The sequence below is a fragment of the Streptomyces sp. NPDC041784 genome, from assembly GCF_055591025.1.
On the sequence record NZ_JBVJAB010000037.1, the window covers coordinates 53,775 to 65,613 of the forward strand.

Below are 11,839 nucleotides of genomic sequence, written 5' to 3' on the forward strand. Positions count from 1 at the left end.
GAGAGGACCCCGGGGACAGCCAGGGTGGGGGGGAGGCGCCCCCCCCCCCCCCCCCCCCGCCGGGAACAGGACCCTCCCGTGACATCCGTGGAACCCGCGCACGCCGCGCCGACCGGCCCGGAGCAGGCCCCCTCCATGACATCCGTGAAACCCGCGCGGTCGACGCGATCGGCACGGCCTGGCCGCAACAACCGCGACTGGCTGCACGGACTGCTCATGTCCGCCCCCGCCGTCGTCGGACTCATCGCCTTCGTCGGTGTGCCGTTCGGCTACGCCGTGGTGCTCTCCTTCTACAACGTCCGCCTCGGCTCCCCGCTGGCACCGTCCTTCTTCGGCCTGGAGCAGTACCGAAGGCTGTTCACCGACCCCGACCTGTCCGGCCCCTTCCTGCGTGCCCTGCTCAACAACCTGACGTTCGCCGTGGTCGTCGTCCCCGTGCAGACGGCCCTGGCACTCGGCCTGGCCATCCTGCTCAACCGCAAGCTCAAGGCCATCGGACTGTTCCGGTCCCTCTTCTTCATGCCGGTCGTCTTCCCCATGGCGCTGGTCGCCGTGATCTGGCGCCTCATCCTCGCCCGCAGTGACCAGGGCATGCTGAACTCCGCGCTGCACGCGGTGAGCTTCGGCAACTGGGGCGCCTTCGACTGGCTCGGCGACTCCGCCACCGCGATGGCCTCGATCATCGTCCTGTCCATCTGGCAGGGCGTCGGCTTCCAGATGGTCATCCTCCTCGCCGGCCTCCAGCAGATCCCGGGCGAGCTCTACGAGGCCGCCGAACTCGACCGCGCCTCCCGCTGGCAGCAGTTCCGCCACGTCACCCTGCCCGGCATCCGCGGCACCCTCGTCTTCGTCGCGATGCTCACCTCGGTGCTCTCCTTCCGGGTCTTCGACCAGGTCTACGTCCTCGTCCGCGGTGGCGGCCTCGACGAGGACGCCACCCGCACCGTGATGTACCAGGCCGTCACCACCGCCTTCGACCAGAACAACATCGGCCAGGCGTCCGCGATCACCGTCGTCTTCTTCCTGATCGTCGTCGTCCTGACGCTCATCCAGCGCCGCGTCGTCCGGCCCGGAAACGAGGACTGACCCATGGGCACGACCCCTACGCCCCTGCGCCGCTTCATGGACTACGCCGTACTCAGCGTGCTGGCCTTCATCTTCGTGCTGCCGGTGATCTACCTGTTCCTGGGCAGCCTCAAGCCGTCCGACGAGGTCCTCAACGGCCTGTCCGGCTTCGTCCCGACCCATTTGTCCTTCGACAACTACTCCGCCGTCCTCGACAGCCTCGACTCCGACAGCACCGGCCACTTCTGGCGCTTCATGGGCGTCTCGCTGCTGCTGGCCTTCGTCGTGGTGGCGGGCGGCCTGCTCGTCAACTCGATGGCCGCGTACGGGCTGTCCCGGCTGAAGTGGCGCGGGCGGGAAGCGGTCTTCACGCTCATCCTGCTGCTGATGCTGGTCCCGTTCGAGTCGGTGGCCGTGCCGCTCTTCTACATGTTCAACGACCAGCGCAACACCCTCTACATGCTGGCGCTCCCGTTCATCGCCAACGCCTTCTCCGTCTACCAGTTCCACACGTTCTTCCGCTCGATCCCGCCGAGCATCGAGGAAGCGGCCCGGATCGACGGCGCAGGTCCCTGGCGCACCTTCTTCGCGATCATCGTCCCGATGTCGAAGCCGGCCTTCGCCTCGGTCGCGATCCTGACGTTCCTCATCCAGTGGGGCTCATTCCTGTGGCCGGTGCTGATGGTTTCCGACCCGTCGGTACGCCCGCTGCCGCTGGAGATGAGCGTCTTCCAGGGCCAGCAGCCCCCGGACTGGGGCCAGATCCTGGCCTTCGGCGTCCTGCTGGTCCTGCCCGTCCTGGTGGTCTTCGCCTTCTTCCAGCGGTGGTTCGTCCAGGGCGTCGCCAGCTCTGCCGTCAAGGGCTGAGCAAGAGCCGCCAACTTGCACGCCTCACCAACTGACGGGCTCGTGCATGGTGGGCGGTGAGGCGTCGAGGACCTCGGCGCGCCCCGGGATTCACGACGACCCGGCCCCCCGTCCAGGAGCTTGACCAGCGCTGACGGACGGACATGAGTGACATCCGCGCAGCTGCGTGCCGGGCCGGGCCGGGCTGCAGAAGAGCAGCCGGCCGTCGCCATCCGTGACGACCATGGTCCTGACCGCGTTCTGCTTGCTCTTGCCGGAGATGAACTTGTCCCGGTCCTTGCGTCCGGCAGCCGGGCACCTGACTCGGATCTCGGTGCCGTCGATGCTGCCGGTCTTCCCGCCGGCACGCGATGGTCGACGACCTCTGCCAGGGTCCGCAGCCGAACACCCCGGCTCACCGTGCATCCGCGACGGACCTACCTCAGCGACGAGTTCAGCGATCACAACGGCCGACAGCGCGCCGGTTGCGGCACCGAGCCCCATCGGTTCGCGCTCGTCGCGCCGGATCACCGACGTGGTACGCGGCTTCGCCTTCGCCGTACGGGTGTTGCCGCTCTTCCGCGCCCAGTCCAGGGACCATCCCCGCTCGCGCGGGGATGGTCCCTGGCCCGCTGAAGACCGACTTGGCCAACTGGCGCTCTCGGCCGTATCGCCGCTGTGGGAGGTCGGCCCCGTGTCCCGTCTGCCAGGTGCGCGCCGACGGCACGCGGGCCGCCTTCGAGTCCGAACCGTCTCGCTGCATCATGTAGGCATGATCACCATTCATCTGACGTACGAGATCGACGCCGACAAGCTGGAGGACTTCGAGGAATACGGCCGCCGCTGGGTGGGGCTCGTCAACCGTTTCGGCGGGACGCACCACGGCTACTTCCTGCCGAGTGAGGGCGACAGCGACATCGCCTACGCTCTCTTCTCATTTCCCAGTCTCGCTGCGTACGAGCGGTACCGCACGGACAGCGTGTCTGACCCGGAGTGCCAGGACGCGTTCGAACTGGCTCGCCGCACGCGCTGCATCAAGCGGTATGAACGCCGCTTTCTCCGGCCGCTCGACGGAGTGTCCTAGGTCGAGGGGAGGTGCCTGGTGTGACCGTGCTGAGCGGCTGCGCGCAGCGCGGCGATGACAGCGGTGGTCGTGGGGTTCGCAGTGTCGGTGTGACGCGTCGCGGCGAACAGCAGGCGGTGGATCGGGTGATCCTCGATACCCGAGGTGTGGATTCCGGCCGTGGTCGGGTCGATGGCCGTCTGGGGGATGAGCGCGGTGGCGAGGCCGGCCCGGGCGAGGGTGAGTTGGGCCGCGATGTCGGTGGTGACATAGGGCGTTGACGGTGTGAAACCGGCTTGCCGGCAGGCGTGCAGGATGGCTTGTCCGCAGTCCGTGGTCGGCGGCGGCACGGCGAGGCTGTGGGTGGCCAGTTCCCGCAGGGAGACGGGTCGTTCGCCCCCTCGGTCTGCCGCGGTGACGACCAGCAGTGGATCGTCGAGCAGTCGGTAGGCATCGACGCCCCGGGGTGTGGCATCGGGCAGGTGGTGATATCGCTGTCCGAGCACCACATCGACGGTGCCGAGAGCAAGTTCCCGCAGTTGCGCCTGGTCGGTGAACTGGCAGGTGACGGTGAGCTGCGGGTGGCGCGAGGCGAGTGAGGTCAGCGCAGGGGCAACGATGCGGGCGACGGTCGACGGCAGCGCGGCGAGGGTGGCGGTGGCGCCGACCGTGCCCTTGACCGCGGCGACGGCGCTCTCGGCCTCCTGCACGGCGCCGAAGATCCGGTCGGCGTGTTCGACGAGTACCCGTCCCGCCTCGGTCAACGCCACGGTGCGTCCGTCGGGGCGCAGCAGATCGACTCCAACTTCACGCCGCAGCGCGGACAGCTGTTGGGACACGGCCCCGGCGGACAGGTCCAGTGACTGCGCAGCCGCCGAGATGGAGCCGCGTGCCACGACGGTCTTGAGCATGTACAGACGGCGAATGTCCAGCATGAATCGATAGATTACCTAAAGAGTCCCAAGAGGAATCCTCCCCTTGTCCTGTCGAGTCATGGTGCACGATCTTTGGCGCATGGAGATCTTCGACTGCATCGACGCGGTGGCCCGGCCCATCCATGACTTCGGTGACGAGTTCATGTCCGACGAAGCGACCAGCGCCATAGGCCTGCGCGCCGGTTTCCCTCCAGGGCGCGCCTTCTACTGCCGTGGCCGGTTCGGCGTGCTCGGCGAGGTGCCGGTCCCAGTGGTCCAGGCAGTCCAGGGTTTCCTCGGCCCCGGCCTGATTTCCGCAGGCTGGCTGGCCGGTCGGGCCGTGATGTCGGCAGGGGACGCCGCCGCCTGCTACGCCCAGGCCATCTGGCAGTGGGGACACACTCACATCCCCGGGAACGTCGACGTAGAGCACTTCAACCGGCTGGCGCAGCAGCTGATCGACGCTGCCGACGCGGACGCACTGCCTTTGTTCGCCGGCTGGCGTGCACAGCCCTACCCCGACGAAGACCCCGTCGGTGCGGCCATGCAGCGCATCCACGTGCTACGAGAGCACCGCGGCGCCTGCCACCTGGCCGCCGTACGCCTGTGCGGGCTGACCGCCCAGGCGGCCATGGTCATCAACCTCGGCATCGAGCAGGCAGCCCACTACGGCTGGGAACAACCACACCCCGCAGCCGCGACCCTGCTCCCCCCATGGCAGCGTGCCGAGCGACTGACCACCGAGCTGCAGGCACCGCTCTACGCCACCCTGACTGCCCGGCAGCGCACCGAATTCGGTCAACTCGTCAGCAAGTTGACCATCTCTCCGACCCTGATCTGACAAGGGTGCCGTCGCGGCCCCGGTACACGCCCATGGGCGCTGACGCCTACCGGTCCGGCCCTTCGGCCGCGCGTCACCTTGAGATGCGGGCTTCAATGCCGTCGAGCAGGAAGTCGAGGCCGATCCGGAAGGTGTGGTCGGCGTCCAGGTGGGCGGCATCGCGCACCACCGTGGCCAGCGCGGGGAATCGACCGGTGGCGAAGGTCCGCTCCAGATAGGGCCCGAGTGAGGCCTGCCAACGCTTCTCGTCCAACCCGGTGGCCCGCTCGGCACGCCGCTCGGCGACCTCCCGACGCACCGCGCCGATCGCGTACGCGTTGACTGCGGCGACCACCGGCATGACGGCGTCCACGTCGACGCCGTCCAGTGCGGCCACCACGGTCTCCCCACTGGCCAGCGCGTGCGGCCCGAGCTGGGGTCGGCCCCCCAGGAGATCGGCGAGCCATTCGTGCTCGTGAGCGGCGTGCCGAGTGGCTTCGGCAAGAGACCGGAGCACCTCCCGCCAGCCGTCTCCGACCGGCCGGATCTCGGCGTGGACGGCGTCGACCATCAGGTCGAGCAACTCCTCCTTGCTGGCGATGTAGCCGTACAGCCGCATCGGACGGACGTCCAGCGCGGTGGCCACCTTGCGCAGCGACACCGCGTCCAGGCCGTCCGCGTCGGCCAGCTGGATCGCCGCTCGCACGATCCGCTCCCGGCTCAACGGGGCCGGCACGGGTCGATTCGGCGGCTCCGGCCTCTCCCACACCAACATGCTGCTAACAATACATTGCATCGGACGATACAGTGTATCGGTCAGTACGGTGTATCGAAGGGGAAGCAGCCATGACCATCGCCATCGTCGGAGCCGGCCTCGGCGGCCTGGCTCTCGCCCGTGTGCTGCACGTGAACGGCATGGATTCCGTCGTGTATGAACGTGAATCGTCACGCAGTGCGCGCGGTCAGGGCGGCATGCTCGACATCCACTCCGGCCAGCGGGCGCTGCGCGAGGCCGGTCTGTTCGACCAGTTCCACGCGATTGCCCGTGGTGAAGGCCAGGACATGCGGCTTCTCGAGCCGGACGGCACCCTGCTGCTCCAGGAGGACACCCCCGAGGACGCCCCGCTTGAGCGACCCGAGGTCGACCGCGCCGATCTGCGCAACCTGCTGCTGGACTCTCTTCCTGAACGCACGGTGCGCTGGCGGCACGCGTTCGAATCCGCCGACAACGGCGTGCTGCACTTCGCTGACGGCGGCAGTGCGACGTACGACCTGCTGGTCGGCGCGGACGGCGCGAACTCCCGGGTCCGCACGCTGCTCACCGACGCCCGACCAGCCCACATCGGCCAGAACGTCGTCGAGCTCTGCATTCCCGACATCGACCGCACCTACCCCGACCTCGCGGCGATGGTCGGGCGCGGCAACTACTGGGTGCTCGGCAACGGACAATCCCTGGCGGCGCAGCGCAACGGCGACGGCCGGGTACGCATCGGCCTCAGCTTCTACAACACCACCGAGGACTGGTTCGCCACCAGCGGGATCCCGTTCGACGACCCGGCCGCCGCCCGGGCGAGGCTGATCGACCTGCTCCGCGGCTGGGACCCACGGTTCACCGCACTGATCGCAGCCTGCGACGACACGATCGTGCCGCGGTCGATCACCACGCTCCCGGTCGGCCTGACCTGGCCGTCGACGCCAGACGTCACGCTGCTCGGCGACGCCGCACACCTGATGCCGCCCGTGGGAGAGGGCGCCAACATGGCGCTGCTCGACGGCGCCCTGCTCGGCCTCGCGCTGGCCGCGCACCCGGACGACCTTCCCGCCGCCGTCGAAGAATACGAACGCGAGATGTTCGAACGCACCAGCGCTGCCGCCCGGATGTCCGCGGACATCCAGGAACTGCTGATGTCTCCGGACGCCGGCCAGAAAATGCTCGCATTCTTCCAACCTGACGGAAGCTGAGATTCCACAAGGTCTGCCGGTTCCCATCGCCCGTGACACGACCACTCGTTCGCCAAAGCTGGTCAGCTTCATGGCCCTGCCGCGCGTGGCTCGTTCCAGCAGGGGCTGTCCGAAGCGGACGGCGGCTTGCGCCCACTGCGCGAGCCGGGTGCGGGTGGCCGCGACGAGGACGAGACCGACGCCGAGTGAACCGAGAGGACTCCAGCGGCAGGGCGATGCTGTCCGGCCCTATTGGGCACGGTTCCGCGTCAGGGCTGCGGGGCTGTTTCCGGGGTGGGCTCGGGCGTGGTTCGTGCTCGGGTGACGGCGTCGTAGAGGGCTTTCGGGTCGTCGGCGTGCAGCCTGATCACTGTGGCGAGGCGGGTCGCGCCGAGGAACGTCGGTGCGTTGCTGAGTCTCGTAGTCGCGGGCCGGTCGGCGGTGGAACATGATCCAGCCGTAGATTCGCTTGACCGTCCAGCGTTTCGGAATCGGGGTGAATCCACTGGTCCTGGGCGGGCGCTGGGAGATTTGCAGGTCGATGCCGAGGGTCGCGGCGTGTCAACGAAGCGTTTGCAGCAAGCACGGCTGCGCACCCGGACCAGCCGATGGTCCCGGAGTACTGAGCGGAGGCTCACAGAGCCGGTGACTCCTCGCACCCACACCCCACCCCGGCGCCGACCGTTGCCCCACAACCGCAGATGATCAAGGTCCGATATGGTGTGGGCATTCACTTCGATTGCTTGACACGGGGGTTTGCTGTGCAACGACGTGTAATGAGTGCATTCCTGGTACTCGGTACCACGATTGCCGCCACGCTGGTGAGTGGCGGCGCGGCCCAGGCCGTGGGGGTCGAGAAGGTCTGCTACAAGGCACACATCGCCAACTACGGCTGGCAGGACTGGAAGTGCCAAGGCGGCCAGGCCGGCTTCACCGGAAGGAACCAGCCGATCGAGGCCATGCAGATCACGATTTCAGGTTTCGGCGACTTCTGCGCCAAGGCCCATCGCCGGGATCTGGGCTGGGAAGGGCTTTGGTGCGTGTCCAGCGGCGAGGTCATCCAGGTAGGAGAGCCGGGCCGTTCGATGCGCCTTGAAGCGGTGGAGATTCACACCGCCTCTCCGGGTGTGCACGGCCGGGCTCACGTTCAGAACAGGGGCTGGTTGAAACCGGTCGCCGGCAATGTGTTCACCCTCGGCACGACTGGTGAGGCCCGCAATCTGGAAGCCGTAGAGATATGGAAGGAGTAGCAGGTCCTGGCGGCTGATCAGAGAACGTGCGCTGCAGGACAAGCAGCTCACAGGATCAGGCTGCCGACCGGGAAGGCCCACCGCACGGCGAAGTGTGCATTCTCCGGGCGCCGGGGAGCGCGAGTCCGATCCGGCGACCTGCGGCCTGCCCCCCCCCCGGGATACGGCGGCACCCGGCACACACCGACGGAAGTCTCAGCTTGATCTTTATCCTCGCTGCTGTTTCAGGCGGACGTGTTCGGTGAGGGTTCGACTCGTTTCACGATCTCCCCAGGCTCGTGACGTGGGCTGACCTGCGATTCTTCGAGCGGGTGGGCGTCCGTGCCCAGGCCGGGACGGTCTGGGCACGCCAACGGGACAGGCGGCTTTCACGCGGAGTTGGCGGAACCCCAACGGACCCGGGCAGGGGGGAGACCGCGGAGCTCGGCAGGTCGTTCCCAGAGGCGGCGGAGGTCCTCGGCGACCGCGCAGGTGGAGAGGGGCGAGCTCTTGTCCCGGTCGATGACGGTGACTTGGCCGGTCTGGCCAGGTACCCCGCTCAGCTGGGTGCGCCAGCGACGGACCAGGTCCTCAAGAGCGTCCGGCGGTGTCAGCGTCGGGACTTTCCGAGAGTCCGGTCGGCTGTCGCGAAACGGTGCTCCGTTGGCTTCAGCTCGTCGTAGAGGTAGCCGAAGTACTCCGTTTCCGCCGTACCTGTGAGGACGGCCTGCAGGAAGGCCAGGCACCCCAGGTCGTGGTGCTCCCACAGTGGGCCGCGCCCCTCGTTGTAGAGCACGGTCCACTCGTCGGGGTGCTGACCGGGCCGCGCCAGCCAGTACAGGAACGCCCCCGTACCCTCCTCGAATGCCCACGGCAGGACCCGCACCCCCGCCTCCCGCAGGCTGGCGGGCTTCTCCTCGCCCATCTCCCACAGGTCGGCCAGGATCTCGTCCCGTTCCGTCGTCTGCGTGTGCAGGTCGCAGTCGCTGTAGGCGGAGTCGGGGACGAGCAGCCAGATCGTGTCGTCGAAGATGCCGGCGCCGTATGTCTCGACGAGCTGCTTGTAGTCGGCGGGCAGAGCTGTCCCCAGGGCGCGCTCGGCTCGCGCCCAGTCCACCGCGGGCGGCGGGTCGGCGGGCGGTGGGCAGAGTCGGACGAGGGCATCGTGGGCGATCATGAAACGGACGCTATCGGAACTCCGGCGGGTGCCCGTGGGCAGGTCGGATGGGCAGGCGAAGATCTGCCCCGCAAAGTTCGTCCAGCTGACGGGACAGTTCTTCGACCCCTGCGTCCAGCTCCGCCCTTCGCGCTGCGATCCTCCCGGCGCGCCACTTTCCGGCTTCAGCACCCCCTCCGGGACAGATCCGTAGAAACTGCGAGGGCAACGAACGGTCGGGGATGCCCAGAATCCACCCAGAAGTGCCGTCAGATGATCTCCGCCCCAGACAATCGCCACCCACCAGCACGAACACCGGACGACGAACTCACACAAGCCACCTGACCAGCACGTTCAGGATGAACAACGCTCAATGACCGGCATACGGCGTCGTGGAGCTTGCTTTACATGCGCTGGGTGCTGGCTGGAATGCGGTTCCAATGGGGGGTGAGGAGTCAAGGCCGACTTCCGGCAGATACACCCGCGCTTTGCCGTCATCGCCGAACACTTCGGCCTGCCCTGCGGGACCAACACCGCACAGCAGCAGACGACATGGAGCTACGAGGTTCTCAAGGTCCACCAGCACTGCGCCACAGGAGGCGACGAGGCTCAGCGCGTCGTCCCCCGGTGCGTCGTCGAGTGCCACGCGCTCCACATCCACGGTGACCAGGCCGCCGTAGGTCCCTTCGAGGGTGTAGGTCGCACAGGCGTCGAGCGCTACTCGACGGCCGCGACGTACGCCGTCGCACCGCCCGGCTGGTAGCTGGAGAAGATGAGTGTCTCGGTGGGCGGAGCACATGTGTCGGGGGTCAGGTTCACCCAGGCGGCCGCCGCCGCGGAGTCCGGTACCGAGAAGGGTTCCTCCAGCGGCCGGCAAGCCGCGGGACGGACCTTCGGCTGAGGCTCGTCGCCGTCGGCTGTCTCGGGCGAACCGACCGCCCTGTAGCCAGGCAGCGTCCCGTCCTGCGGCAGTGCCGCCGCCAGCTCGGCCGCGCTGAGCCGGCGCACCGCCCGGGAGGCGTCGGGTGAGGAGCCGGTGGATGCCCCGGAGCCAGCGGTCCCCGTCTCCGATCCGGGCGAGCAGGCGCCCATGAGCAGCAGTGCGGCACCAACGGCACCCACGGTGAGAGGGCGCCGCACTAAACCCAGCGACACTGGAAACCCCGAGTAGCTTCAGGCCGAATCGAGGGGAGTCTATGCGGTGATCGATTCGGCCTCGATCGGATTACGGCCCTCTTCCCGACCCCGCCGGGACCGTCACCGGCCGGCGCTGTGCGGCCCGAAGAGCGGGGCGCGGCCCGGTCGTTCTGTCACCGGCTGCGCTGCCAGGGGAAGGCATGGGGGCCGACCATCCTCTGCACCAGCACCCGCGCCTGACAGCCAACACGCGCGACCACCCTCGCGCCAAGCCGCACCCTGCCTGCGGCATCGCGGTTTCCGCTGCACCATTCCGGACAAGGCCGACCAGGTCCGCAACCGCAAGGAGCGCGGGTCCAGGGGTGGCCGGCCACCGAAGTTCGACAGACATCGAGCCTGGCCACCAAGTACGACAAACTCGCGGTCCGCTACGAGGCTACCGTCCTCGTTGCCGCCATCAACGAGTGGTTGTGACGTACTGGTCCGACGACAACTCGAACACCCGTACTCGCCGACCGCCGGTGGGATTGACGGTCTCACGGACCAGATGCATCCCCAGTTTGGTCATGATCCGTTCGGAGGCGTCGTTGCCCACTTGAGTGATGCTGACGATCCGCTCCAGCCCTCGCTCTTCGAACCCGAACCGTACAGCGGCCGCAGCGGCCTCGGTGGCCAAGCCCTGCCCCCAGTGGGAACGTCCCAGCCGCCAGCCGACCTCAACCGCCGGCAGCACCTCCGGCAAGAAGTCGGGCACCGAAAGGCCGGTGAACCCGGCCAGCTCGCCAGTGGACCGGATCTCCACGGCGAACAGGCCGAAGCCCTGTGACTCCCACTCGCTCTCCCATGCCTGGACCCCGCTGCGAGTCTGCTGTTCGTCCCGGACGCTGCCGTCACGGATCCACCGCATGACCTCGGGGTCGGCATTGACGGCAGCCATGGGTGCAACGTCTTCCTCGCGCCAGCGACGCAGGATCAAACGAGGAGTCTCAAGCGTGACCATCCAACAATTCTGGATCACAAATGGACTCTCCACCATCCTCACCAGACACTTTCGATACACGCCCTGGTCGAAGACAGCCTGGACATCGAAACCTGCGAGGGCGCGGCGACCATCGGCCTGGAACTCATGGACACCGTCCCGGCGTTCGACACCGTCCTGATCGCTCTCGGCGGCGGGGCGCTGGCCACCGGTGTGGGGCATGTGGTGAAGACCTTGGCACCCGAAGCCGAGGTGATCTGCATCCAGCCGCTGGGCGCACCGGCGATGACGCCCTCCTGGCGCCAACGCCGCGTCGTCACCACCGACTCGGCCAGCACCATCGCTGACGGCGTCGCCGGCCGGTACCCCGTCCCGGCCGTCCTGAACGCCCTCCTCCTGGTCGCTGACGACGCCGTCCTGGTCCAGGAGGTGTCGATCACCGCCGGTATGCGGATGCTCCTCACCTACGCTGGCCTCGTCGTCGAACCGTGGGCCGCGCTCGGCGCTCGCAGCGATCCAGACGCCTATCACCGCTGGGTCGGTGCGGCTCCCCTCCACAGGTCTTGACAAGTGCTCACTCCTCTCCGGATTCGAGCGGGACTGTAAGACGTTCGGTGTAACTCCCGATCATGGAAGATGCATCGATGACCAGTGAGAACGTGTTCGGATCTGAGGCTGTCGAGCCCGTG

General features: G+C 67.9%; 12 protein-coding genes and 2 pseudogenes. 7 read left to right on the forward strand and 7 right to left on the reverse strand.

All coding sequences use genetic code 11. From position 1 onward, the window contains the following. The first annotated feature begins 78 nt into the window (after positions 1-78). From ACZ6D7_RS41660 to ACZ6D7_RS41670, 3 genes are all read left to right on the forward strand, one after another. On the forward strand, positions 79-1,086 hold the full coding sequence (locus ACZ6D7_RS41660; protein ID WP_469502575.1) for a carbohydrate ABC transporter permease: 1,008 nt from the start codon (positions 79-81) through the stop codon (positions 1,084-1,086). Positions 1,087-1,089: 3 nt separating this feature from the next. Next, complete coding sequence (locus tag ACZ6D7_RS41665; protein WP_469502578.1) at positions 1,090-1,932, forward strand: carbohydrate ABC transporter permease; 843 nt, start codon at positions 1,090-1,092, stop codon at positions 1,930-1,932. A 751-nt stretch (positions 1,933-2,683) separates the two neighbouring features. Beyond that, positions 2,684-2,995, forward strand: coding sequence for an NIPSNAP family protein (locus ACZ6D7_RS41670; protein WP_469502581.1), 312 nt, complete (start codon positions 2,684-2,686; stop codon positions 2,993-2,995). Here ACZ6D7_RS41670 and ACZ6D7_RS41675 read toward each other — a convergent pair. Continuing rightward, positions 2,992-3,909, reverse strand: a complete 918-nt coding sequence (locus ACZ6D7_RS41675) for a LysR family transcriptional regulator (protein WP_469502584.1) — start codon at positions 3,907-3,909, stop codon at positions 2,992-2,994. The genes ACZ6D7_RS41670 and ACZ6D7_RS41675 overlap by 4 nt on opposite strands. A 79-nt stretch (positions 3,910-3,988) precedes the next feature. On the opposite strand from ACZ6D7_RS41675, the gene ACZ6D7_RS41680 reads away from it, so the two are divergent. Then, positions 3,989-4,729 carry a helix-turn-helix domain-containing protein gene (locus tag ACZ6D7_RS41680; RefSeq protein ID WP_469502586.1) on the forward strand — a complete coding sequence of 247 codons (741 nt, stop codon included), beginning with the start codon at positions 3,989-3,991 and terminating at the stop codon, positions 4,727-4,729. A 73-nt stretch (positions 4,730-4,802) separates the two neighbouring features. Here the strand turns inward: ACZ6D7_RS41680 and ACZ6D7_RS41685 are convergent, their stop codons facing one another. After that, a complete protein-coding gene (locus ACZ6D7_RS41685; RefSeq protein ID WP_469502590.1) occupies positions 4,803-5,483 on the reverse strand; it encodes a TetR/AcrR family transcriptional regulator in 681 nt (226 codons plus the stop codon). 71 nt (positions 5,484-5,554) lie between these two features. On the opposite strand from ACZ6D7_RS41685, the gene ACZ6D7_RS41690 reads away from it, so the two are divergent. Continuing rightward, a complete protein-coding gene (locus ACZ6D7_RS41690; RefSeq protein ID WP_469502592.1) occupies positions 5,555-6,670 on the forward strand; it encodes an FAD-dependent oxidoreductase in 1,116 nt (371 codons plus the stop codon). A 393-nt stretch (positions 6,671-7,063) separates the two neighbouring features. On the opposite strand, the pseudogene ACZ6D7_RS41695 reads toward ACZ6D7_RS41690, so the two are convergent. Continuing rightward, positions 7,064-7,210 (reverse strand): annotated as a pseudogene (locus tag ACZ6D7_RS41695) (IS5 family transposase); the annotation flags it as partial. Positions 7,211-7,425: 215 nt separating this feature from the next. Here ACZ6D7_RS41695 and ACZ6D7_RS41700 point away from each other — a divergent pair. Beyond that, the gene (locus tag ACZ6D7_RS41700) at positions 7,426-7,899 is read left to right on the forward strand and encodes a hypothetical protein (protein WP_469502595.1); all 474 of its coding nucleotides are present in this window, start codon (positions 7,426-7,428) and stop codon (positions 7,897-7,899) included. Positions 7,900-8,488: 589 nt separating this feature from the next. On the opposite strand, the gene ACZ6D7_RS41705 is transcribed toward ACZ6D7_RS41700, so the two are convergent. From ACZ6D7_RS41705 to ACZ6D7_RS41720, 4 genes are all read right to left on the reverse strand, one after another. Beyond that, positions 8,489-9,055 (reverse strand): SMI1/KNR4 family protein, encoded by a 567-nt coding sequence (locus ACZ6D7_RS41705; RefSeq protein ID WP_469502598.1) that lies wholly within the window; start codon positions 9,053-9,055, stop codon positions 8,489-8,491. A 349-nt stretch (positions 9,056-9,404) separates the two neighbouring features. Beyond that, positions 9,405-9,680, reverse strand: coding sequence for a hypothetical protein (locus ACZ6D7_RS41710; RefSeq protein WP_469502600.1), 276 nt, complete (start codon positions 9,678-9,680; stop codon positions 9,405-9,407). 71 nt (positions 9,681-9,751) lie between these two features. Continuing rightward, complete coding sequence (locus ACZ6D7_RS41715) at positions 9,752-10,156, reverse strand: hypothetical protein (RefSeq protein ID WP_469502603.1); 405 nt, start codon at positions 10,154-10,156, stop codon at positions 9,752-9,754. A 472-nt stretch (positions 10,157-10,628) separates the two neighbouring features. Further along, positions 10,629-11,171 (reverse strand): GNAT family N-acetyltransferase, encoded by a 543-nt coding sequence (locus ACZ6D7_RS41720; protein WP_469502606.1) that lies wholly within the window; start codon positions 11,169-11,171, stop codon positions 10,629-10,631. A 63-nt stretch (positions 11,172-11,234) separates the two neighbouring features. On the opposite strand from ACZ6D7_RS41720, the pseudogene ACZ6D7_RS41725 reads away from it, so the two are divergent. Next, positions 11,235-11,717, forward strand: a pseudogene (locus ACZ6D7_RS41725) (pyridoxal-phosphate dependent enzyme); the annotation flags it as partial. Positions 11,718-11,839: the final 122 nt, after the last annotated feature.